The 21566-nt window shown below is 69.8% G+C and carries 20 protein-coding genes and 5 tRNA genes; 20 read left to right on the forward strand and 5 right to left on the reverse strand.

Features of this window, described 5'->3' with window-relative positions:
* Positions 1-607: 607 nt before the first annotated feature.
* Positions 608-1942, reverse strand: coding sequence for a metal-dependent hydrolase family protein (locus tag BLU84_RS10040; protein WP_074865960.1), 1335 nt, complete (start codon positions 1940-1942; stop codon positions 608-610).
* A gap of 300 nt (positions 1943-2242) precedes the next feature.
* On the opposite strand from BLU84_RS10040, the gene BLU84_RS10045 reads away from it, so the two are divergent.
* Both BLU84_RS10045 and BLU84_RS27145 read left to right on the forward strand, forming a co-directional pair.
* Complete coding sequence (locus BLU84_RS10045; RefSeq protein ID WP_074865964.1) at positions 2243-2506, forward strand: hypothetical protein; 264 nt, start codon at positions 2243-2245, stop codon at positions 2504-2506.
* 315 nt (positions 2507-2821) lie between these two features.
* The gene (locus BLU84_RS27145) at positions 2822-2986 is read left to right on the forward strand and encodes a hypothetical protein (protein ID WP_170849135.1); all 165 of its coding nucleotides are present in this window, start codon (positions 2822-2824) and stop codon (positions 2984-2986) included.
* Positions 2987-3104: 118 nt separating this feature from the next.
* Here the strand turns inward: BLU84_RS27145 and BLU84_RS10050 are convergent, their stop codons facing one another.
* Positions 3105-4910: a sensor domain-containing diguanylate cyclase gene (locus BLU84_RS10050; RefSeq protein ID WP_083382473.1), complete on the reverse strand. Its 1806-nt coding sequence runs from the start codon at positions 4908-4910 to the stop codon at positions 3105-3107.
* Positions 4911-5089: 179 nt separating this feature from the next.
* On the opposite strand from BLU84_RS10050, the gene leuS reads away from it, so the two are divergent.
* The 6 genes from leuS to rsfS all read left to right on the forward strand — a co-directional run bounded on the left by leuS (position 5090) and on the right by rsfS (position 11526).
* Positions 5090-7870, forward strand: a complete 2781-nt coding sequence (leuS, locus tag BLU84_RS10055; protein ID WP_074865967.1) for a leucine--tRNA ligase — start codon at positions 5090-5092, stop codon at positions 7868-7870.
* A 127-nt stretch (positions 7871-7997) separates the two neighbouring features.
* Positions 7998-8669 (forward strand): glutathione S-transferase family protein, encoded by a 672-nt coding sequence (locus BLU84_RS10060; RefSeq protein WP_074865970.1) that lies wholly within the window; start codon positions 7998-8000, stop codon positions 8667-8669.
* 119 nt (positions 8670-8788) lie between these two features.
* Positions 8789-9253, forward strand: coding sequence for an LPS-assembly lipoprotein LptE (locus BLU84_RS10065; RefSeq protein WP_232518451.1), 465 nt, complete (start codon positions 8789-8791; stop codon positions 9251-9253).
* Positions 9254-9281: 28 nt separating this feature from the next.
* Positions 9282-10328, forward strand: coding sequence for a DNA polymerase III subunit delta (gene holA, locus BLU84_RS10070; RefSeq protein WP_074865976.1), 1047 nt, complete (start codon positions 9282-9284; stop codon positions 10326-10328).
* 16 nt (positions 10329-10344) lie between these two features.
* Positions 10345-11004, forward strand: coding sequence for a nicotinate-nucleotide adenylyltransferase (gene nadD / locus BLU84_RS10075; protein ID WP_074865979.1), 660 nt, complete (start codon positions 10345-10347; stop codon positions 11002-11004).
* 84 nt (positions 11005-11088) lie between these two features.
* Complete coding sequence (gene rsfS, locus BLU84_RS10080; protein ID WP_074865982.1) at positions 11089-11526, forward strand: ribosome silencing factor; 438 nt, start codon at positions 11089-11091, stop codon at positions 11524-11526.
* A gap of 199 nt (positions 11527-11725) precedes the next feature.
* Here the strand turns inward: rsfS and BLU84_RS10085 are convergent, their stop codons facing one another.
* Positions 11726-12349 carry a LysE family translocator gene (locus BLU84_RS10085; protein ID WP_074866625.1) on the reverse strand — a complete coding sequence of 208 codons (624 nt, stop codon included), beginning with the start codon at positions 12347-12349 and terminating at the stop codon, positions 11726-11728.
* A gap of 111 nt (positions 12350-12460) precedes the next feature.
* On the opposite strand from BLU84_RS10085, the gene BLU84_RS10090 reads away from it, so the two are divergent.
* A complete protein-coding gene (locus BLU84_RS10090) occupies positions 12461-12919 on the forward strand; it encodes an Lrp/AsnC family transcriptional regulator (RefSeq protein WP_074865987.1) in 459 nt (152 codons plus the stop codon).
* A gap of 64 nt (positions 12920-12983) precedes the next feature.
* Here BLU84_RS10090 and BLU84_RS10095 read toward each other — a convergent pair whose 3' ends face one another.
* Complete coding sequence (locus BLU84_RS10095; RefSeq protein ID WP_074866628.1) at positions 12984-13745, reverse strand: Bax inhibitor-1/YccA family protein; 762 nt, start codon at positions 13743-13745, stop codon at positions 12984-12986.
* A gap of 245 nt (positions 13746-13990) precedes the next feature.
* On the opposite strand from BLU84_RS10095, the gene BLU84_RS10100 reads away from it, so the two are divergent.
* The 8 genes from BLU84_RS10100 to BLU84_RS10135 all read left to right on the forward strand — a co-directional run bounded on the left by BLU84_RS10100 (position 13991) and on the right by BLU84_RS10135 (position 17729).
* A tRNA-Pro gene (locus tag BLU84_RS10100) sits at positions 13991-14067 on the forward strand.
* A 43-nt stretch (positions 14068-14110) separates the two neighbouring features.
* Positions 14111-14187 (forward strand) — tRNA-Arg (locus BLU84_RS10105).
* Positions 14188-14236: 49 nt separating this feature from the next.
* Positions 14237-14313, forward strand: a tRNA-His gene (locus BLU84_RS10110).
* 87 nt (positions 14314-14400) lie between these two features.
* A tRNA-Lys gene (locus tag BLU84_RS10115) sits at positions 14401-14476 on the forward strand.
* Between the two features lie 105 nt (positions 14477-14581).
* Positions 14582-14986, forward strand: a complete 405-nt coding sequence (locus BLU84_RS10120; protein WP_074865990.1) for a hypothetical protein — start codon at positions 14582-14584, stop codon at positions 14984-14986.
* 46 nt (positions 14987-15032) lie between these two features.
* Positions 15033-15830 carry a GNAT family N-acetyltransferase gene (locus BLU84_RS10125; RefSeq protein WP_211664517.1) on the forward strand — a complete coding sequence of 266 codons (798 nt, stop codon included), beginning with the start codon at positions 15033-15035 and terminating at the stop codon, positions 15828-15830.
* A gap of 343 nt (positions 15831-16173) precedes the next feature.
* Positions 16174-16398, forward strand: a complete 225-nt coding sequence (locus BLU84_RS10130; protein ID WP_074865996.1) for a hypothetical protein — start codon at positions 16174-16176, stop codon at positions 16396-16398.
* 269 nt (positions 16399-16667) lie between these two features.
* Positions 16668-17729, forward strand: a complete 1062-nt coding sequence (locus BLU84_RS10135) for a S41 family peptidase (RefSeq protein WP_170849136.1) — start codon at positions 16668-16670, stop codon at positions 17727-17729.
* 95 nt (positions 17730-17824) lie between these two features.
* Here the strand turns inward: BLU84_RS10135 and pip are convergent, their stop codons facing one another.
* Positions 17825-18784: a prolyl aminopeptidase gene (gene pip, locus BLU84_RS10140; protein ID WP_074866003.1), complete on the reverse strand. Its 960-nt coding sequence runs from the start codon at positions 18782-18784 to the stop codon at positions 17825-17827.
* A gap of 149 nt (positions 18785-18933) precedes the next feature.
* Here pip and BLU84_RS10145 point away from each other — a divergent pair.
* The 3 genes from BLU84_RS10145 (at position 18934) to clpP (ending at position 21520) form a co-directional block, all read left to right on the forward strand.
* Positions 18934-19018: transfer RNA gene (locus tag BLU84_RS10145), tRNA-Leu, on the forward strand.
* A 321-nt stretch (positions 19019-19339) separates the two neighbouring features.
* Positions 19340-20641, forward strand: a complete 1302-nt coding sequence (gene tig / locus BLU84_RS10150) for a trigger factor (protein ID WP_074866631.1) — start codon at positions 19340-19342, stop codon at positions 20639-20641.
* A 252-nt stretch (positions 20642-20893) separates the two neighbouring features.
* Entirely contained in the window at positions 20894-21520 is a 627-nt protein-coding gene (clpP, locus tag BLU84_RS10155) for an ATP-dependent Clp endopeptidase proteolytic subunit ClpP (protein WP_057948282.1), read from the forward strand.
* Positions 21521-21566 lie beyond the last annotated feature (46 nt).

The raw sequence follows: 21566 nt of genomic DNA on the forward strand, positions 1-21566 counted from the left end.
TCCCCGCTTTCGCGGGGATGACGGCTTGGGAAGGTTGCAGCGAAATCCGGCTTTGAACGAAGCGCGGCGAATCCTTCCTATCGTCATTCCCGCGAACGCGGGAATCCAGGGCTTCATCGAGGCAGGACGCTGAAGTCTCTGGATCCCCGCTTTCGCGGGGATGACGGCTTGGGAAGGTTGCAGCGAAATCCGGCTTTGAACGAAGCGCGGCGAATCCTTCCTATCGTCATTCCCGCGAACGCGGGAATCCAGGGCTTCATCGAGGCAGGACGCTGAAGTCTCTGGATCCCCGCCTTCGCGGGGATGACGGTCTGGAAGGGACGTGGCGAAACTTACCTGCCGTCATTCCCGCGAACGCGGGCTCCGCTTTACCTCGGCGAAGCCGAGCATCCAGGGCTTCATCGAGGCATGGCGCTGAAGTCTCTGGATCCCCGCCTTCGCGGGGATGACGGTTTGGGAGTGGTGCGGGGAGTCCGGGCTTTCGAAGCTGCAGTGCAGCCAACGCAAGAGCGTGGCGGCCAGGGCGCAGCGATCACAAAACAACGACCAAAGAAAAACCCCGGCCGCATCGCGGCCGGGGTTCGTCGTGTGCGAGCGCGCCGAGAACTTACAACGCCTGCTTGTAAACCGCGCCGTCCTTCATCACGAACGCCACGTCCAGCACCGCGTTGATGTCGGCGACCGGGTCGCCCTTGACCGCGACGATGTCGGCGCGCTTGCCGGTTTCGATCACGCCCTGGTCGTCCACGCCCAGCACTTCGGCGGCGCGGATGGTCGCTGCCTGCAGCGCCACTGCGGCCGGAATGCCGGCTTCGACCATGTAGACGAACTCGCGCGCGTTGTCGCCGTGCGGGCCCACGCCCATGTCGGTGCCGAAGGCGATCTTGACCCCGTTCTTGTAGGCGTTGGCCGCGGTCTGCTGGATCATCGCGCCGATCCGCGCCGCCTTGGGCCGCACAACGTCGGGGAAGTAGCCGTCGATCTTGGCCTTGTCGGCGACGAAGCGGCCGGCGTAGATGGTCGGCACGTACCAGGTGCCGCGCTGCTTCATCAGCGACATGACCTCCGGGCTCATATATGTGCCGTGCTCGATGCTGGTGACGCCGCCGAGCACCGCGCGCTTCATGCCTTCCTCGCCGTGCGCGTGCGCGGCCACGCGGTACCCATAATCTCGCGCCGTATCCACGATGGCCTTTACTTCCTCCACAGTGAATTGCGGCGCGTCGCCGGACTTGGCGTACGACAGCACGCCGCCGGTGGCGGTGATCTTGATGACGTCGCTGCCTTCCTTGTAGCGCTGGCGCACGGCCTGGCGGGCGTCGTCGATGGAGTTGATCACGCCCTCGGTCGGGCCGGGCGGGCCGATCAGGTGCGAGAGCGCGTCGTTCATGCCGTTGGTGGGATCGGCGTGGCCGCCGGTGGTGGCGATGGACTTGCCCGCGGCCCAGATGCGCGGGCCGGCGACCAGGCCCTGGTTGATCGCGTCGCGCAGGTGCGGGGTCACTTCGCCGCCGAGGTCGCGCACGCTGGTGAAGCCGGCCTGCAGGGTCTTGTTGGCGTAGCCGACCGCGCGGAAGGCGAAGTCGACCGGGTCGAGGCGGAAGCCTTCGGAATAGCTCTGCGCGCTGGACTGGCCGCCCAGGTGCACGTGCAGGTCGGTCCAGCCCGGGGTGCAGGTGTGTTGCGACAGATCGACCGCGCGCGCGCCGGCGACGTCGTTGAGGCCGGCGCGGACTTCGGCGATCTTGCCGTCGCGCACCGTCACCGTGTGCGGGCCCAGCAGCTTGCCGCTGCGCGCGTCGAACAGCTTGCCGCAGCGCAGCGCGGTGGGTTCGGCCGGCGACGCCGGCGCGGCCTGGGCGGCGCCGGCGAGGGCGCAAGCGAGGACGGCGAGGGCCAGCGGTGCGGCGGCGGTCGGTCGGGTCGTGAGCGTTCGGGGCATGGTCGGTTCCGGCGTTGGCGGGCGTGCGCCCGGAGCGGCGAGGCGCCGTCCGTGCCGCATCGCGCGTGGGTGTGTCGTGCGGGTCGTGCGGGTCGCAACGGTGTGCGAGGGCGGCGCCGCAGCGGTCTCCCCCGGTCGCGGCCGCCGGCCGGGGCCAGCATGCAAGCCGCGCACGGCGCGGGTCAACGTGACCAATGCACTAGACGCGCCGCCCGTCCGCCGGCGCTTGCCGCGATCCGCAGGCGCGCGCAGGCTGACCGCTTCGCCGCCGCAGCGCGGTTTTCGAGGGAGCGAACGACCATGCGCAAACAGACGCTGCGCCACGCGACGATCCGGATCGGCGCACTGCTGGCCGTGTTGGCCAGCGGCACCGCGATGGCGGGCGGCGAAGGCGGCGAGGGCAACAGCGGCACCGACCGCGGCAAGCGCGTCCAGTACTTGCCGCTCATTTGCCGTACCAACGAAGCCGCGGTCGCCGTGCGTCAGGCCGATGGTTCGATCGCGTGGAAGTGCAGCGTGGTCGAGGCGGCGGCGCCGGCGAGGGTCTCGAAACTTCACGGATAAGCCGCCGAGGAGGTGGCGCGGATGCGTGTGTTGCGGCTGGCGCACGCCGGCGTAGGGTCAATGCGCAGGCACAGGCGCACACCTGAGTGCATACGCAGGCGCATGCGCGCACTGCGGCGCGCGAAACGCCGCGACGGTGTAGCGCGCTTGCGATTTCGTAACCCAGTTGGCCAAAACGGCGACGGCGGCGGCGCGAGCGCACTTGCCAGCCCGGCAGCGCTTGCGCAAGGTGGGCCCCGGCCGGAATCCATACGGACCGGGGTTTCCGCTGCCTTCGCCACGTCATTCCGGTTCGCCCAGCGAGTCGAACCTCCCATGAGCAAATCGCGCGTCTTCGCGGCCCTTGTCGCCGCCGGCCTGTTGACCTTCGCCACCCACGCCCTGGCCGACATCTTCGTTCCGATCAAGCAGTGCCCGCCGGGCAAGGTCGAGAAGCTGATTCCCGGCAAGAACGGCCTGCCGATCCGGGTGTGCGTGTGATCTGAGCCGATCCGGCGGCCCGGGGCGGCGTCGCCGCCCCGGGCCGTTCGGCGGTTGCGGCCGCGGTGCATGGCGCGGCCGCGGGATCGGTTTCGATGGCCGGGCCGCCCGCCGCCGCTCAGGCGCGCGCGTCGCTCGCCACCGCCGCGCTGCGGTTGCCGTCGACGACCCGGTCGCGGCCTTCGGCCTTGGCCCGGTACAGCGCCGCGTCGGCGCTTTGCAGCAGTTGCTGCGGCGTGTCGCGCTCGCCCTGCGAGGTGGCCAGGCCGATCGAACAGGTCGCCGGGCCGAAGGTCTGGCGCAGGTGGACGATGGTGGTCGCCGCGATCGCCGCGCGGATGCGTTCGGCGCGCTGCGCCGCCGCCTCGGCGTCGGCTTCCGGCAGCACGATGGTGAATTCCTCGCCGCCGTAGCGGCAGGCGATGTCCTCGTTGCGCACCAGTTCCTGCAGCAATTGCCCGATCCGCGCCAGCAGCGCGTCGCCGGCGGCGTGGCCGTGGGTGTCGTTGAAGCGCTTGAAGTGGTCGACATCGAGCATCAGCACCGACAGCGGCAGGTGCCGGCGCTGGCAGCGCAGCAGTTCGCGCTGCAGGTTCTCTTCCAGGTAGCGGCGGTTGAACAGGCCGGTCAGCGGGTCGCGCAGCGACTGCACGCGCAGGGTTTCGCGCAGTTGCAGGTTGACGATGGCCAGGCTGAGCTGTTCGGCGATGGACTGGACCAGGGCCAGGTCGGCCTCGCGCGGCGGCCGCGCGCCGCTCAGGCACAGCAGGCCGAGCGAGGTGTTCTGCGCCATCAGCGGCACGCACAGGCTCCAGCGCGGGTCGTCGTCGCCGGCGTGGGCGCGCTGCGGGTCGGCGCGCTCCAGGTGGGCGCAGCGCACGCCGCCGTCGTGGGCCTGGCTGCGGTGGACCTGGCCGCGGCGCAGCGCCCAGCAGTCGTTGGGGTGCAGCAGGTCGGCGCTGGCGATGGCTTCGCGGCCGAAGCGCGCCGCGGTTTCGGCCAGGTTCTGCGAGGCGCGCAGGACGTAGCAGCGCCCGCCCAGTTCCGGGATCAGGTCGGCGATGACGTGCGCGGTCATGTCCAGCGCCTCTTCGAGCGTCTGGCAGCTCTGCAGCAGGCCGGCGTAGTGGCTGAGGCTGCGGTGGCGCTCGGTCAGGCGCTGGCGCTCGGCCGCCGAGGCCTCCAGTTCGGCCAGCGCCTGCCGGCTTTCGCGCTCCAGCGCGCGGCTGCGGCGGTTTTCCTGCCACAGGCTCAGCATCAGCAGGGCCAGCAGGCTCAGCGCCAGCAGCAGGCCGCCGATCACCAGCGCGGTCAGCAGGGCGGCGTTGCGCTCGGTGCGCGCGTCGCGCGAGGCCAACAGGCCGCGTTCGTGCTCGCGCATGTTGTCGGCCACCGCGGTCAGCGCGCGCATCTGCTCGGCGCCGTTGCTGGTCAGGCTGCTGAGCCGGGCCTGCTGCGGGTCGCGCAGGTGCAGTTCCAGCAGGCGGTCGATTTCGGCCAGGCGCTGACGCACCCGCCGCTCGATGTCGCGGGCCAGGCGGTGCTGCAGCGGGTTGTCGCGGGTCAGCGCGATCAGCTGGGCCGAATGGCTCAGCGCCGCCGGAATGCTGGACAGGTACTCGGCGTGCAGGTCGGGGCGGTCGGTGAGGCGGTAGCCGCGGGCGCTGGATTCGACCGTGCGGGTCGCCGCCAGGGTCGATTCGAGCTCGGCGATGACCTGATAGGAGTGTTCGACCCACTGCGCGCTCTCGGCGAAGCTGCGCAGCCCGACCACGGTGGCCAGGCCGACCACGGCCAGCAGCGCCGCCGCCAGCAGGAACGCCGGCAGCCGGTAGACGCGGTAGCGCGAGGCCAGGCGCGCGAACCGCGGCGCGGCGGCGGGCTGGGACGGCGAGGGCGGCGAGGGCGGCGGGGGCTGGGCCAAGACGAGCTCGGGAGACGGTCCGACCGGGGCAGTGTCCCATACCGGCGCTATGGCGCCGTGCACGCCGCCGTCCGCCGGCTGGCGCGAAGCCGCCGCCCGGCGGCGCGGCCGCGCGCGTGGCAGGCTTTTGTGCGCTGCGGTAGGCTTGCCGGTCCTGCCCCATCGCCATCGCCACGCCTGTGTCCGACGCCGCCGCCCCCGCTCCGAACGATTCCCCGACCGATACCAAGGCCTTCGAGCCCGGCGCCCTCGAGGCCGCCGCCCAGCGCTACTGGGACGACACCCGCGCGTTCGAGGTCGACGAGCGCTCAGCCAAGCCCAAGTACTACTGCCTGTCGATGCTGCCGTATCCCTCCGGCGCGCTGCACATGGGCCACGTGCGCAACTACACCATCGGCGACGTGATCTCGCGCTACAAGCGCATGACCGGCTTCAACGTGCTGCAGCCGATGGGCTGGGACGCGTTCGGCCTGCCGGCCGAGAACGCCGCGATCAAGAACAAGACCGCGCCGGCCAAGTGGACCTACGCCAACATCGCCCACATGAAGGCGCAGCTCAAGACCATGGGCTACGCCATCGACTGGTCGCGCGAGTTCGCCACCTGCACGCCGGATTACTACGTGCACGAGCAGCGCATGTTCGTGCGGCTGATGAAGAAGGGCCTGGCCTACCGCAAGAACTCGGTGGTGAACTGGGATCCGGTCGACCAGACCGTGCTGGCCAACGAGCAGGTCGTCGACGGCCGCGGCTGGCGCACCGGCGCGCTGGTGGAAAAGCGCGAAATCCCGCAGTGGTTCCTCAAGATCACCGACTACGCCCAGCAGCTGCTCGACGGCCTGGACGCGCTGCCGGGCTGGCCGGACGCGGTCAAGACCATGCAGCGCAACTGGATCGGCCGCAGCGAAGGCCTGGAGATCCGCTTCGACGTGGTCGAAGGCGACGGCCGCCCGGTCGATGCCGCGCTGAACAACCTGGTGGTGTTCACCACCCGTCCTGACACGCTGATGGGCGTGACCTACGTGTCGGTCGCCGCCGAGCATCCGCTGGCCGCGCACGCCGCGCAGACCGATCCCGACCTGGCCGCGTTCATCGCCGAACTGCGCCAGGGCGGCGTGTCCGAGGCCGAACTGGAAACCCAGGAAAAGCGCGGCCGCGACACCGGCCTGCGCGCGGTGCATCCGGTCACCGGCGAGCAGGTGCCGGTGTACGTGGCCAACTTCGTGCTGATGAACTACGGCACCGGCGCGGTCATGGCCGTGCCCGGCCACGACCAGCGCGACTGGGAATTCGCCAAGCGCTATCACTTGCCGATCAAGACCGTGATCGTCTCCGACGCGGTGCGCGACGCGCTGGCCGAGATCGGCCGCGACGTGTCCGCGCACGCCGACCCGATGCGCAGCGCCCTGGGCGGCGCGCCGGCGCTGGATGTCTACGACACCAGCGCCGCGGTGCAGGTGGTGGAGCAGTTCCAGGCCGCCATCGACGAGCAGGGCCCGTGGGGCGAGCGCGGCTGGCTGGTCAATTCCGGCGAATACGACGGCATGGACTTCCAGCAGGCGCTGGACGCCTTGGCCGCGCGTTTCGAGGCCGAGGGCCGCGGCAACCGCCGGGTCAACTTCCGCCTGCGCGACTGGGGCGTTAGCCGCCAGCGCTATTGGGGGTGTCCGATCCCGGTGATCCTGTGTCCGAGCTGCGGCGACGTGCCGGTGCCGGAAGATCAGCTGCCGGTGGTGCTGCCGGAAGACGTGGAATTCAGCGGCGTCGCATCGCCGATCAAGGCCGACCCGAACTGGCGCAAGACCACTTGCCCGCAGTGCGGCGGCGCGGCCGAGCGCGAAACCGACACCTTCGACACCTTCATGGAGTCGAGCTGGTATTACGCGCGCTACACCTCGCCGGGCGCGGCCCAGCAGGTCGACGAGCGCGCCAAGTACTGGACCCCGGTGGACCAGTACATCGGCGGCATCGAGCACGCGATCCTGCACCTGATGTACTTCCGCTTCTATCACAAGCTCATGCGCGACCAGGGGCTGGTGAACAGCGACGAGCCCGCGGTGAACCTGCTGACCCAGGGCATGGTGATCGCCGAGACCTACTTCCGCGGACCCAAGGGCAAGGAAGACTGGTTCAATCCGGCCGACGTCGAGGTGACCCGCGACGAGCGCGGCCGCATCGTCGGCGCCACGCTCAAGGCCGACGGCCTGCCGGTGGAGATCGGCGGCATCGAAAAGATGGCCAAGTCGAAGAACAACGGCGTCGACCCGAAGCTGATGGTCGACAAGTACGGCGCCGACACCGTGCGCCTGTTCTCGATGTTCGCCGCGCCGCCGGACCAGTCGCTGGAGTGGAACGAGGCCGGCGTGGAAGGCATGGCGCGGTTCATGCGCCGGCTGTGGACCGCGGTGCACAAGCACGCCGATGCGGGCGCCGCGCCGGCGCTGGACGCGGCCGCGCTCAGCGCCGCGCAGAAGACCCTGCGCCGGCAGATCCACGAGACAGTGCAGAAGGTCGGCAGCGACTACGGCCGCCGCCTGAGCTTCAACACCGCGATCGCCGCGGTGATGGAACTGCTCAACCACCTGTACAAGTTCGACGACGCCAGCGACAACGGCCGCGCCCTGCGCCAGGAAGCGCTGGAAGCGATCGTGCTGCTGCTCAACCCGATCACCCCGCACACCAGCCACGCGCTGTGGCAGACCCTGGGCCACGCCGAGACGCTGCTGGAAGACATCGCCTTCCCGCAGGCCGACGAGGCCGCGCTGACGCGCGACGCGGTGACCCTGGCGGTGCAGGTCAACGGCAAGCTGCGCGGCACCATCGAGGTTGCGGTCAGCGCGCCCAAGGACGAGATCGAGAAGCTGGCCCTGGCCGAGCCGAACGCGGTCAAGTACCTGGAAGGCCTGACGGTGCGCAAGGTGATCGTGGTGCCGGGCAAGATCGTCAATATCGTCGCCAGCTGAAACCGCGCGCCGCCGGCCGGTCCCGCGTTTGCGCCGGGCCGGTCGCGCGGCGCGCCTGCGTGCGCATTCCGCGCCGGCGGGCCACCGCATCGCCCGATCTCCCACTGCGAATCCCGAGTCCCGGCCCATGACCGCGATCCTCTACTGCCATCCCGATTCGGGCTTCAGCTACAAGGTCGCGCTGGCGCTGGACCTGCTCGGCGTCGAGTACGAGCAGCGCCAGGTCAACATCCGCATCGCGCGCGAACAGCGCTCGGCGGAATTCCGCGCCGTCGCCGCGCACGGCGAAGTGCCGGTACTGCTCATCGACGGGCTGAACCTGTGCCAGTCGAATGTGATCCTGGACTATCTCGCCACCCGCCAGGACGCCGCCGGCGGCCCGCGCCGCCTCGACGGCGCCGAGCTCGCCCAGCGCCTGCACGTGCGCGAATGGCTGTCGTGGGAAGCCAACCGGGTCAGCCTCAACCTCGCTCATGCGCGCTACGGCCGCCAGTTCGGCGCCTACGATCCGGCCCTGCTGGCCTGGTACGACCGCCGCAGCCGCGCCGACCTCGACCGCCTGCAGGCCCAGCTCGCGCAAACCCCGTGGCTGGCCGGCGACGCGCCGACCATCGCCGACGTGGCCTGCATGGGCTATCTGTGCTTCACCGTCGAACCCTGGGCCGAAGCCGCCGGCGTCGCCCACACCGATTGGGCGCAGCGCTGGCCGGCGCTCAAGGCCTGGTACGACCGCTTGCTGGCGCTGCCGGGCGCGCGCAGCGCGCAAGCCGCGTTCGCCGGTCGCGAAATCCGTTACTGAGCCGGCGCGCGCCGCGCCGCACGGTTCAGCCTTCGCTATTGATGCCCACGGCCGCCTCGTCCAGACTTCGCCCCATGACGCCTCGCTCCCTTCTTGCCCGCACGTCGCTTGCGGCTCTCGTGTTGGCCCTGTCGGCCTGCGGTTTCCAATTGCGCCAGGCCCTGACCCTGCCGCCGGACCTGGGCCCCGTGCGCGTGGTCTCGATCGACCGCTACAGCCCGCTGGCCGAATCGCTGGCCCAGGCGCTGACCCGCGCCGGCGCGGTGCCGGCCCAGGAGGGCTCGGCGGAAGTGGCGGTGCTGGACCTGATGTCCGAACGCTGGGGCGACACCCCGGCCGCGCTCGACGAACTCGGCCGCGTGCAGGAATACAGCCTGCGCTACGCGGTGGTGTTCGAACTGCGCAAGGCCGACGGCAAGCCGCTGGTGCCGCGCCAGAGCATCGAACTGTCGCGCGACTACGTGTCCAGCCCGACCAACGCCATCGGCACCGAGGGCGAGCGCGAAATCCTGATGCGCGAAATGCGCCGCGAAATGAGTTCGGCGGTGCTGCGCCGGATCGGCGCGGTCAGCGAACGGCGCTGAGCCGCATCGCCGGCCGGCCCGCCGCCTCATGGAACTGACCCCCGAGCGCCTCGTCGCCCAGCTCGACCAGGAACCGCTGCGCCCGGCCTATCTGATCGCCGGCCCCGAGCCGCTGCGCGTGCTGGAAGCCGCCGACGCCGTGCGCGCCGCCGCGCGCGCCCAGGGCATCGGCGAGCGCGAAGTGTTCGAAGCCGAAGGCAACCAACGCGAGCCCGATTGGAACGCGCTGTCGGCGAGCTTCCGCGCGCCCAGCCTGTTCGCCAGCCGGCGCCTGCTGGAACTGCGCCTGCCCACCGGCAAGCCGGGCAAGGAAGGAAGCGAAGTCATCGCCGATTTCTGCGCCGCGCCGCCGCACGATGCGACCTTGCTGATCTCCTGCGGCGAATGGAGCAAGCAGCACGGCGGCAAGTGGAGCGAGGCGATCGGCCGCATCGGCCACATCGCCGTGGCCTGGGCGATCAAGCCGCACGAATTGCCCGAATGGATCGAGCGCCGCCTGCGCCAGCGCGGCCTGCGCGCCGACCGCGACGCGGTGCAGAGCTTGGCCGACCGGGTCGAGGGCAACCTGCTCGCGGCGGCGCAGGAAGTCGACAAGCTGGCGCTGTTGTCCGACGGCGAAACCCTCACGGTGGAGCGCATGCAGGCCTTGGTCGCCGACGCCGCGCGCTTCGACGTGTTCCGGGTGCTGGACGCGGCCATGAACGGGCAGGGCGCGCAGGTCTCGCGCATGCTCGCCGGCCTGCGCGCCGAGGGCGAAGCGGTGCCGGCGCTGCTGGGCATGGTGGTGATGGAACTGCAGCGCACCGCCGCGCTGGCGCGGGTGTCGGCGCGCGGCGGCAACCTGTCGTCCGAGTTCAAGGCCCAGCGGATCTGGGATTCCAAGCAACCGATGTACCGCCGCGCCCTGCAGCGCCACGACGCGCGCCGCTGGGAAGCGCTGCTGGCCCAGGCCGGGCGCGTGGACCGCATGGCCAAGGGCCGCGAGGCCGGCGACGCCTGGGTGGCGCTGGAGCGGCTGCTGCTGGCGGTGGCCGAGCCGCGCGCGCTGCGCCTGCTCGCGGTCTCCGCAAGCTGAGCGGCAGCGTTCGCGCATGAGCCTCGTCGTTTTCTACGGCGGCACCTTCGATCCGATCCACGACGGCCACCTCGCCGTCGCCCGCGCCGCGCGCGACGCGCTGGCCGCGCAGGTGCGGCTGATGCCGGCCGCCGATCCGCCGCACCGCGCCGCGCCCGGCGCCGATGCGGCGCAGCGCGCGCACATGCTGGACTTGGCCGTGGCCGGCGAGGCCGGCTTGGTCGTGGACCGGCGCGAACTGCAGCGCGAAGGCCGCTCCTACACCGTCGAAACCCTGCGCGAGGCGCGCGGCGAGTTCGGCCTGGAACGCCCGCTGGCGCTGCTGGTCGGCGCCGACAGCTTCCTCGACCTGCCCAAATGGCGCGAATGGCAGGCGCTGTTCGGCCTGGCCCATTTCGTCGTCGCCGAGCGGCCGGGCAGCCCGCTCGACGAGGGCCGCATCGACGCTATCGCACCGGGCTGCGAGACCGATGATCCGGCCGACCTGGGCCGGGCCCCGGCCGGGCGCGTCTACCGGCTCAAGCAGCCGCTGCACGCCGAATCGGCCAGCCAGGTCCGCGAGCTCATCGCCGACGGCCGGCCCTGGGACGAGTTCGTGCCGGCGCCGGTAGCCGCCTACATCCGCGCCAGCGGCCTGTACGGCGTCGTCGCCGACCGCGGCGCGACGACCGCCTGAACGCCCCGCCGCGCGGTCCGCAGCGCCGCCGCAAAGGCCTTGGGTATAATCGGCACATATCTTCCGAACGATGAGCCGTACCTCTTGACCAGCCAAGCCCAAGTCATCAAGACCCAGCTGCCGAATCCGCCGCCGCCGACCGAGCTGCTGCTCAAGACCGTCCACGCCGCGGTCGAAGAACTCAAGGCCAAGGACGTCGTGGAAATCGACGTGCGCGGCAAGAGCAGCGTCACCGACTACATGGTGGTCGCCTCCGGCACCTCGACCCGCCACGTCAAGTCGATCGCCGACGAAGTCGTCAAGTTCGCCAAGAACCTCGATGTCATGCCGCTGGGCGTGGAAGGCGAGCGCGAGGCCGAATGGGTGCTGGTCGACCTCGGCGATGTGGTCGTGCACGTCATGCTGCCGCGCGTGCGCGAGTTCTACGCCCTCGAGCGCCTGTGGACCGTCGGCGACCAGCCGCCGCCGCCGGAAGGCGTGGAAGGCCGCGACAACGACACCGGCGAAGACGATCGCTACTGATCCTCGCGGTTTGCGCAGCACGATACGAAAACGGCGCCTGAAGGCGCCGTTTTTCGTTTCCGAACCCGCGAACCCGCAACCCCGACGGTAGGAGCGACGCGAGTCGCGACCGCAGGGTTGCAAGCTTGCGTCGTACGCGTGGTGCCGCGGTCGCGACTCGCGTCGCTCCTACAGTCGGTGCTCTCGCATTCGCCGCGGCTCAGCTCAGCGCGAGCTTCCCCGCCGCTGCCACGATCAATCCACCGGCGACACCATCGATCCAGCGCCGCCGTCGCCCGCCCAGCGCAGGTGTTCCGCCGCCGCCGCGCGCGCCGCGGCCGAGGATCAGGCTCAGCGCCGCATAGATCAGCGCGCAACCGCTCACGAACAATGCCGACAGCGAGATCGCCTGCGTGGCCGCCGGCGCATCGGCGCGCATGAACTGCGGCAGGATCGCCAGGTAAATCATCATCCCCTTGGGGTTCAGCGCCGCGGTCAGGAAGCCGCGGCGGAACGCATCGCGCCGGCCGGCCGCCTGTATCTCGAGCGCGCCGGGCCGCAGCGCCGAGCGCAGCAGCTTGAACGCCAGCCACGCCAGATAGGCCACGCCGATCCAGCGCAAGGCCTGGAACAGCAGCGGCGACGCCGCCACCAGCGCCGCCAGCCCGAGCGCGGCCAGCAACGAATGCAGCACGTAGCCGGCGCAGACCCCGGCGGTGGCGCGCAGCCCGGCCGGGGCGCCGCCGCCGAGGCTTTGCGAGGCGACGAACAGCATGTCGGGGCCGGGCGTGCAGATCAGCGGCAACACGGTGGCGCAGAAGAGCAGGGCGGTGTGCAGGTCCATGAACGCCATCGTCGGCCAAAAGCCGCGGCGCAGGGTTGCGCGGATGGCGCGTTTGTCGGAATTATTGGCAGGAACTGCCACTCAATTGCCGATAGCGAGGTCAGGATTGCCATGAGGCTGGACGAGACCGACCGCCACATCCTGCGCGTCCTGCAACGCGACGGGCGCATCCAGAACGCCGAACTGGCGCAGCGCGTCGGCCTGTCGCCGTCGCCGTGCCTGCGCCGGGTCCGCCTGCTTGAGGAGGCGGGGGTGATCGAGCGCTACGTCGCCGTGCTCAACCCGGCCCGGCTGGGCCTGGGCATGTCGTTGTTCACCCGGGTCTGGCTGCTGACCCAGGACGCCGAGACCATCGACCGCTTCGTCGCCGCGATGCAACGCCTGGAGCAGGTGATGGAGTGCTACATCGTGCTCGGCGAATGCGACGCGATGCTGCGCGTGGTCGTCGCCGACCTCGACGATTACCGCCGTTTCCAGACCACCCACCTGACCCGCGCCAACGGCATTTCCAACGTCAAGACCGACCTGCCGAGCCAGGTGGTGAAACGCAGCTACGAGCTGCCGCTGTAAGCGCCGGCCGCAAACGAAAAGGGCGCCCGAAGGCGCCCTTTTCGCGAGATTGCGCGGCAGTCGATCAGTTGCGCGACTGCAGCTTCGACAGCAGGCGCAGGAACTCGATGTACAGCCACACCAGGGTGACCATCAGGCCGAACGCGCCGTACCACTCCATGTACTTCGGCGCGCCTTGCTCGACGCCGGTTTCGATGAAGTCGAAATCCAGCACCAGGTTCAGCGCCGCCACCACCACCACGAACAGGCTGAAGCCGATGCCGATGATGCCGGACTGGTGGATGTAGGGGATTTCGATGTTGAACAAGCGCAGCACGATCGAGGCCAGGTAGACCAACGCGATGCCGCCGGTGGCGGCGACCACGCCGAGCTTGAAGTTCTCGGTGGCCTTGATCAGGCCGGTGCGGTAGGCCGCCAGCAGCGCGAACAGGGTGCCGAAGGTCAGCATCACCGCCTGGATCACGATGCCCGGGAAGCGCGCTTCGAAGATCGAGGAGATCGCGCCGAGGAAGAAGCCTTCCAGCAACGCGTACATCGGCGCGGTGATCGGCGACCATTCCTTCTTGAAGGTGGTCACCAGGCTCATGATCAGCCCGCCGATCAGGCCGCCCCACAGGTACAGCCCGGCGCCGGAGACCTGGCCGCGCGGGCCGATCTCGATCTGGTTCCAGGCGAACGCGGCGGTGAGCACGGTCAGCAGCAGCAGGAAGCCGGTCTTGTTGACCGTACCGTTCAGGGTCATCGCCTGGCCGTCGCCGCGGACGACCGCGCCGCTGCCGAGGTCGAGGAAGGTGGATTCCTTCAGGGCGGGGTTGCCGCTGCGCATCATCGGTGTAGCTCCTTTTCGTAACGAGCCGCCGGCCCGGCCGGCGGCGGAATAGGTTTTCTGATCGGCGAAAGCATACACGGCGCTGTTTGCGGCCGGCCGCGGCAGGATGTTTCCAAGTGTGCTTACCGCCGGGCGCGGACCGGCGGCGCGAACCGATTGCGCGACAGGATTGACAGTTCAGGAAGCGGCGACGACACTATGCGGCCTTTCGCGGCGTTGGCGCGCCACGGGAGTCCCGGTTCCGGGGTATAGCTCAGCCTGGTAGAGCGCCAGCTTTGGGAGCTGGATGTCGTGGGTTCGAATCCCTCTGCCCCGACCATCCATCGACCAGGCCGGCCGTCAGTTAAGATTCGACTTTCCTGGCGCCCGTAGCTCAACCGGATAGAGCACCGGCCTTCTAAGCCGGTGGTTGCAGGTTCGATTCCTGCCGGGCGCGCCAAATTCGCAAGCGCTGTGCGGTACAATGCGCAGCTTGTAAGTGTTCTACGGTGGCTGTAGCTCAGCTGGTTAGAGTACTGGATTGTGATTCCAGATGTCGGGGGTTCGAGTCCCCTCAGCCACCCCATTCAAATCGTTGCGACGGAAGATTGTTGTAACGAAAGTGTTGTGCGGAGCGAAGTTGTTGTGTAAGATTTCGCTCCTCGGTTTTACCGGGCCGTTAGCTCAGTTGGTAGAGCAGTTGACTCTTAATCAATAGGTCCAAGGTTCGAATCCTTGACGGCCCACCAAACAAAAAGGATCTGGCTCACGCCAGGTCCTTTTTTCTTTTCCGGACGAAAAGCCCGAAGCGCGCGCATCGCTGCGCGCTGCGTTGCCACGACAAGGATTGCGGCATGAATTGGAAACGGATCGCCAAGTATTCGCTGGCCTTGTGGTTCGCAGGCTTCGCGGTCGGTTTCGTCCAGGGGTTGTTCGCGCCCCAGGAACTGGCCGCCGCGGCGAGGTACGAACTGATCGGCAACGTGGCCGGGTTTGCGCTGTACCTGGCGGTGTTCGCGCACATGGCGGCCGGCGCCGACGGCCATCCCATCGCCGAGACGGTGGCGGCCATGGCCGCGACGACGGCGCTGTCGTGGTTGTGCTCGTGGGCGCTGCAGGCGCTGGCTCCGCAGATCTTCGACGGCGCCATCGGCGTGCTGCAGGTGGCCGTGGAGCTGGCCTTGATGGCGATGGCCGCGACCTTCGGCATGGGGCTGGGCAGTTATCTGCGCGATCGGCGGCGCTTGCGTTCGGTTTGAGCGCTGAAGCGGCGCGACGGGCGATCGGATCGATGCGGGGCGCGGCTTGTCCGGGCGATGGGGTCGTCGTGACTCGTCGTCTCGGTTTGCGCGACGCGACGATGTTCTTATCGCGAGCTTCGCGGACGGCGCGGCAGCCACCCGGCATCGCGCCGCGGCAGTAGCCTGCGCGCGTCCGAACGCACACGACGATTCAACGATGACGCCTTCCTATCTCGATCCTCAGCTGGTGTTCGCCTGGCAGACCGCGCATTGCATCGCCCGCGGCGCGCCGTCGCCGGTGCCCGACCGCGGCGGCGTGCGGGTGGATACCGGTTCGGAGAAAGAAACCAAGCGCTGGGTGTTCCCGCAACTGTGCGACGGGCTGCGCGAGGTCGCGCGCGAAATCGCGGCGCCGCGGCATTACTTGAAGCTGTGCGGCTCGGACGAAGAACTGCGCAGCGCGTTGCCGGCGCGCTGGACGCTGCAGCCGGCGAACTATTTCATGACCGCGGCAGAGGCGGCGGCCGCGCAGGCGCTGCCGGCGCCGGACGGGTACACCGTGGAGCTTTACCGCGCCGGCCCCGTGGCGCGCGCTTGCGTCGTCGCGGCGGACGGCGAGCTGGCCGCCAGCGGCTACGCGGCGGAAACGGCGGACGTCTTCGTCTACGACCGGATCGAAACCGCGCCGTCGCATCGGCGCAAAGGCCTGGGCGCGGCGGTGATGAGCGCGCTGGGCGCAGCGCGGAAGTCGCGGGCCAATCCCCAGCTCTTGGTCGCGAGCGAAGACGGCCGCGCGCTGTATGCGCGCCTGGGCTGGACGGTGCTCGCGCCGTTCGCCGCCGCGGCGATCGCCGACGACTGAGCCGGCTGGGGCGCGCCTGGCCGTCGAAAGCGGCCAGTGACCGCGCGCACTCACGATGTGTCTCTATGGCGCACTAAAAGTGCCGGAAAACATCACATTTCGGCCGTGACTTCGTCGGCGCAGCGGCGGACAGCGGGCGCGAAATCCGGTATCCCTGAATCATCGAGCCGCGCGACCGCTTGCAGCGTCCGCGCTCGTCGTTGCCTCCCCCTCAAAACTCCGGCTACCCGGTGGCGGACAGAATCGCTGGCTGTCCGCTCCGGCGCGCGCGTGCGCCGCTTGCTGGCGTCGGGCGCGCAGGGGAACGACCCAGCGACATCATCGTATGAACAAGGAGAGGTGCATGAAGCGGACCATGATGAAGGCGGCGACGGCGGCGGTTTTCGCTGCGGGACTGGTGATCGGCGTCGGCGCGGCCAACGCGCAGGTGGGCGGGCAGTTCTGCAGCCCGAACGGCGCGGCGACCACCATCGTGCAGAACGGGTGGCGCTACTACTACACCTGCAGCAAGAACAAGTGGGTGTTCGTGCGGGCCTGCCCGGTCGGCGGCGGGCATTGCATCGAGTGACCGCGCAGTAACCGCTGACGTGGCGCCGCCCACTCGAAGAATGAGCGGACCGGCGCGACAACTGCGACCCTGCCGGCCGTCTGGCCGGCAGGGTCGCTGCGTTCTTGCAGCCGCGAGCCACGACCGGCTCGGTCGGGCGCGCCAGCGGGGCCGCGCCGGCGCCGGTTTTCTCGTATCGTCGCGTTCGCCGACGGCGGCGCGAGCGATGCGGTTTCGCGATGCCGCCATCATCGAGTCCGGCCAGGAGGCCGGCCATCAGGACCGAAACCATGTCTCGCCGTTCGTCGCACCCTATCCCGCACGCAACGCCTCACGCGATCGTGCGCGCCTGCGCGATCGCGCTGGCCCTGGTCTTCGCCGGCGGCGCATCGGCAGCGACGCCTCACGACGACGTCGACGCCAGTAACAACGCCAGCACCGGCGACGCCAATGTCGACCTCGCGCTGGAACTGGCCCAGGAACGCGCCCTCAACGCCGACCGCCCCGATTGGCCGGCGGTGCGCGCACGCGCCGCGGACCTGGTGCGCGCCGAGCCCGGCGAAGCGGGGCGCGCGGCGGCGATCCGCTACGTGCTGGCATCGTTGGGCGACGGGCATTCGTTCTATCTCAGCGCCGGACAGCTCGCTGCCAACCTCGGCGGCGCCCGCGACGAGGGCGACGGCAAGGAGCGCGCGCCGATCGCGCAAGCGCTGGCGCCGTCGAACGGGTTCGCGCGGCTGTCGCTCAACGGCTGGGTCGGCGACGGCGAAGCGGCGGTGGCGCAGGCAGCGCGGCAGGTGCGCCAGGCCTTGATCGAATCGCTGGGCGAGGGCCGCTGCGGCCTGATTCTCGATCTGTCCGCCAACGGCGGCGGCAATATGTGGCCGATGATGGGCGGGCTGGCGCCGCTGTACGACGAGGGTCTGGTCGAGGTCTACGACGGCCGCGGCGGGCGCACCGAACTGTACGTGCGCAAAGGCGCGCTGCATTCGGGCCGCCTGCGCCTGCCGAGCGTCGACTTGCCGCCGTTGCCGGCGCGGCCGCAGCGCATCGCGCTGATCCTGGGGCCGCAGACGGCCAGCTCCGGCGAAATCGTGGCGCTAGGCTTCAAGGGCCAGCGCAATGCGCGTTCGTTCGGCGCCGCCACCGCCGGCGCGACCACCGCCAACCAGGGCGTTCACCTGCCGTCCGGCGGAGTGCTGGCGTTGACGATCGCGCGCCTGCTCGATCGCGACGGCGTCGCCCAGCAAGGGCCGCTGCTGCCGGACGAGCGCAGCGAGCGGCCGTTCGAGGCCGCGGCGCAGTGGTTGCAGGAACAGTGCGACGGCGCAGCGGAAACGTCCGCGCCGTGATCGCCGCGCGCACGTCACCGTCGCCGCGCAGCTAGAACGCGGCCCGCGCGGCTGCGGACGAAGCTACCGGCCCGCGACGTTCGGCGAGCGCGCCCTCAACGCTTGCCGAACCGCTCGGCCAGCGCGTCCGTCGCCGTCACCAGCGCATCCACGATCGCCGGGTCGGCCGCGCTGTGCCCGGCCAGGACGATGCGCAACTGCGCTTCCGGCCACGCCGCGGCCAGGTCGACCGCGCTCTTGACCGGGCAGATGATGTCGTAGCGCCCGTGCACGATGGTCGCCGGGATGTGGCGGATGCGGGCGACATCGCGCAGCAACTGATCGGGTTCCAGGAACACGTCGTGGCGGAAGTAGTGCGCTTCGGCGCGCGCCACGCTCACCGCCGATTCGATATCGCCGTGGATGCCCGGCTCGTTCGGGTCGTGCAGCAGCGTGGTGCTGCCGCCTTCGCAATCGCTCCAGGCCATCGCCGCTTCGATCCGCACTTTGGGGTCGTCGCTGTCCAGGCGCCGCCAGTAGGCCTCGACCATCTGCCCGCGCTCTTCCTCGGGGATGTAGTCCAGGTAGCGCTGCCAGCGCTCGGGGAAGACCCAGCGCGCGCCGCCGTCGAGCTCGTTGAACCAGCGCAGCTCCGGCGGCCGGCCGAGGAAGATGCCGCGCAGCACCAGCCCCAGCAACGGCTGCGGATGGGCCTGCGCATAGGCCAGCGCCAGGGTGGAACCCCACGAGCCGCCGAACACCACCCAGTGCTCGATCCCGAGCATCGCGCGGATGCGCTCGATGTCGGCGACCAGATGCCAGGTGGTGTTGTCGCGCAGCTCCGCGTGCGGGGTCGACTTGCCGGCGCCGCGCTGGTCGAACAGCACGATGCGGTAGCGGGCCGGATCGAAGAAGCGGCGGTGGTACGGCGACACGCCGGCGCCGGGGCCGCCGTGCAGGAACAGTACCGGCAGCCCGTGCGGGTTGCCGCATTCCTCGACGTGCAACTCGTGGACCGCATCCACGGCCAGGCGATGGGTGCGGTAAGGCTCGATCTCGGGATACAGCTCGCGCATGGCGGTCGCAGCCGGTGGGGAAGGGCGCAGCATAGCCGCGCGCGGCGGCCGGCGGCTTGCCTGCGCTGGCGCCTCGCCCGTCGCCGGCGGGGCTCGGCATTTGCGCCGGCGCGCCGTTAGAATGCGGGCCCGGCCGACGCGCCGGCGATGCGAAAGTGGCGGAATTGGTAGACGCACTGGATTTAGGTTCCAGCGCCGCAAGGCGTGCGGGTTCGAGTCCCGCCTTTCGCACCAAGGCGGCCGGCAGACAAAACAGCCGCCACGCCAAGCATCAATGGCCGGCCTTCCCAGCCGGCGCAGTTGAACGCGGCTGTTCCCCGCTTCGCCGCCCTCGCTCCCAATCCCACCGCCGCCTGCGACACACCCCGCAAAACCCGGCATCGGCCCCAAAACCCGCCGCCCGCCAGCCTTTCGGCTGCGCAACGCTGGCAGCCCAGCGCGTAATCGGCCAAACTAGCAAGTTCCGCCGGCCGGCGAGTTTCACCCCCGGGCCGGCGGCCGGACCGGATCAACAACATCGTCGCCGCGGCAGGTGCCGCGGTCGCAGGAGTGGATATGCAAGTTTCGCTCGAATCGCTGGGCTCGCTGGAGCGCCGACTGACCTTCAGCCTCCCGGCCGAAAACCTGGAAACCCAGGTCGGCGGCCGCCTGCGCGAAATCGCGCGCGGCGCCAACATCAAGGGCTTCCGCCCGGGCAAGGTGCCGGCCAAGATCATCGAGCAGCGCTTCGGCGCCCAGGTCCGCGCCGAAATCCTCGACGGCATGCTGCGCGAGAGCTTCGGCGACGCGGTGCGCAAGGAACAGCTGCAGATCGCCGGCAACCCGAGCATCGAGCCGGCCGGCGAAGCCGAAGGCACCTTGTCCTACGTGGCCACCTTCGAGGTGGTGCCGGACTTCGGCGACATCGACGTGAGCAAGCTGGAAGTCGTGCGCCACACCGCCGAGGTGTCCGACGCCGACATCGACGCGATGATCGAGAACCTGCGCCTGCAGCGCCGCACCCTCAAGTCGGTCGAGCGCGGCGCCCAGGACGGCGACATCGTCGAAGTGGAAACCTGGACCGAAGTCGACGGCCTGCGCCTGCCGGCCGAGGGCGCCGAGCACGGCAGCACCCAGATCGGCTCCGGCGCGATGTTCAAGCCGCTGGAAGACGCCATGATCGGGGTCAAGGCCGGCGAGGAGAAGGTCGCCCAGGTCGAGTTCCCGGCCGATTGGCGCGCCGCCGAGGTCGCCGGCAAGACCGCCAACGTCCACCTCAAGATCAACCACGTGTCCGAGCCGGTGCTGCCGGAAGTGGACGCTGAGTTCATCAAGAGCTTCGGCGTGCGCAGCGGCGATGCCGAGCAGTTCCGCGCCGACATCCGCACCAACCTGGAGCGCGAGCTCAAGGGCGCGCTGATGAACCGCCTGCGCCAGGAAGTCGGCGAGCAGCTGGTCAAGGCCTACGAAGCGGTGGAAATGCCGCCCAAGCTGGTCGAGCAGGAAGCCCGCAACATGGTCTGGCAGACCGTCGAGCAGGCCCGCCGCCAGGGCCGCCAGATCAGCGCGCCGGACGACGCCCACCTGAGCTACATGGATTCGGCGCGCAAGCGCGTGCTGGTCGGCCTGCTGGTCGGCGAGATCGCCCGCCGCAACGACCTGCGCCTGGAAGCCAAGCGCGTCAACGAGACCCTGCGCCTGATCGCCTCGACCTACGAGGAGCCGCAGCAGGTGATCGACCTGTACCGCAACGACCAGCAGCTGATGGCCGGCCTGCAGAACCGGGTGATGGAAGAGCAGGTGATCGACTGGATCGCCGAGCGCGCCCAGCACACCGAGCAGCCGCTGTCGTTCAGCGACGCGATCCGTCCGAACTGACGATCGCACGGCCCGCGGCCACCGCCGCGGGCCGCTTGCTTTGCATCGCCCGCTTTGCGCGATCCAGCCGGAGGCCCTCCCCGCGAGGGCCTTCGCCGCACTGGCCGCCGGCATCGGCAGGCCGCCGGGCGGCGCCCCGCGGCGTTTTAGCAATCGCGCCTCTTGCGCTGCGCCGCGACCGGCCCCAAGTTGGGCTCAACCGCGCAAGCAACTCCAGCGCCCCCTACGTCAGCCACAGGTGCCGTTTAACCCATGGATAACCTAACCAAAGCCCTGAATCTGGTGCCGATGGTGGTCGAACAGACCAGCCGCGGCGAGCGCGCCTACGACATCTACTCGCGCCTGCTCAAGGAGCGCGTGATCTTCCTGGTCGGCGGCGTCGACGACCACGTCGCCAACGTGATCGTGGCCCAGATGCTGTTCCTCGAGGCCGAAAACCCCGAGAAAGACATCAACTTCTACATCAACTCCCCGGGCGGCGTGGTCACCGCCGGCATGGCGATCTACGACACCATGCAGTACATCAAGCCCGACGTGAGCACGATCTGCATCGGCCAGGCCGCCAGCATGGGCGCGCTGCTGCTCGCCGCCGGCGCCAAGGGCAAGCGCCTGGCGCTGCCGAATTCGCGGGTCATGATCCACCAGCCGCTTGGCGGCTTCCAGGGCCAGGCCACCGATATCGACATCCACGCGCGCGAGATCCTGACCCTGCGCCAGCGCCTCAACGAAATCCTGTCCAAGCACACCGGCCAGTCGCTGGAGACCATCGCCCGCGACACCGAGCGCGACAACTTCAAGAGCGCCGAGGCCGCGCGCGATTACGGCCTGGTCGACCAGGTGCTCGAGCGCCGTCCGGACGAGACCATCCAGGCCTCGTAAGCACGCCGTCGGGCGGGCCGACAGCACGCGCAAACCTTTGATCCGC

The organism is Lysobacter enzymogenes (assembly GCF_900106525.1).
Taxonomy (GTDB): Bacteria; Pseudomonadota; Gammaproteobacteria; order Xanthomonadales; family Xanthomonadaceae; genus Lysobacter; species Lysobacter enzymogenes.

Bases quoted from the DNA above. Each gene is read 5' to 3' on its own strand.
- BLU84_RS10040 (WP_074865960.1), bottom strand. From the start codon at position 1,942: ATGCCCCGAACGCTCACGACCCGACCGACCGCCGCCGCACCGCTGGCC.
- BLU84_RS10045 (WP_074865964.1), top strand. From the start codon at position 2,243: ATGCGCAAACAGACGCTGCGCCACGCGACGATCCGGATCGGCGCACTG.
- BLU84_RS27145 (WP_170849135.1), top strand. From the start codon at position 2,822: ATGAGCAAATCGCGCGTCTTCGCGGCCCTTGTCGCCGCCGGCCTGTTG.
- BLU84_RS10060 (WP_074865970.1), top strand. From the start codon at position 7,998: ATGACCGCGATCCTCTACTGCCATCCCGATTCGGGCTTCAGCTACAAG.
- holA (WP_074865976.1), top strand. From the start codon at position 9,282: ATGGAACTGACCCCCGAGCGCCTCGTCGCCCAGCTCGACCAGGAACCG.
- nadD (WP_074865979.1), top strand. From the start codon at position 10,345: ATGAGCCTCGTCGTTTTCTACGGCGGCACCTTCGATCCGATCCACGAC.
- BLU84_RS10085 (WP_074866625.1), bottom strand. From the start codon at position 12,349: ATGGACCTGCACACCGCCCTGCTCTTCTGCGCCACCGTGTTGCCGCTG.
- BLU84_RS10090 (WP_074865987.1), top strand. From the start codon at position 12,461: ATGAGGCTGGACGAGACCGACCGCCACATCCTGCGCGTCCTGCAACGC.
- BLU84_RS10095 (WP_074866628.1), bottom strand. From the start codon at position 13,745: ATGCGCAGCGGCAACCCCGCCCTGAAGGAATCCACCTTCCTCGACCTC.
- BLU84_RS10120 (WP_074865990.1), top strand. From the start codon at position 14,582: ATGAATTGGAAACGGATCGCCAAGTATTCGCTGGCCTTGTGGTTCGCA.
- BLU84_RS10130 (WP_074865996.1), top strand. From the start codon at position 16,174: ATGAAGCGGACCATGATGAAGGCGGCGACGGCGGCGGTTTTCGCTGCG.
- BLU84_RS10135 (WP_170849136.1), top strand. From the start codon at position 16,668: ATGTCTCGCCGTTCGTCGCACCCTATCCCGCACGCAACGCCTCACGCG.
- pip (WP_074866003.1), bottom strand. From the start codon at position 18,784: ATGCGCGAGCTGTATCCCGAGATCGAGCCTTACCGCACCCATCGCCTG.
- tig (WP_074866631.1), top strand. From the start codon at position 19,340: ATGCAAGTTTCGCTCGAATCGCTGGGCTCGCTGGAGCGCCGACTGACC.
- clpP (WP_057948282.1), top strand. From the start codon at position 20,894: ATGGATAACCTAACCAAAGCCCTGAATCTGGTGCCGATGGTGGTCGAA.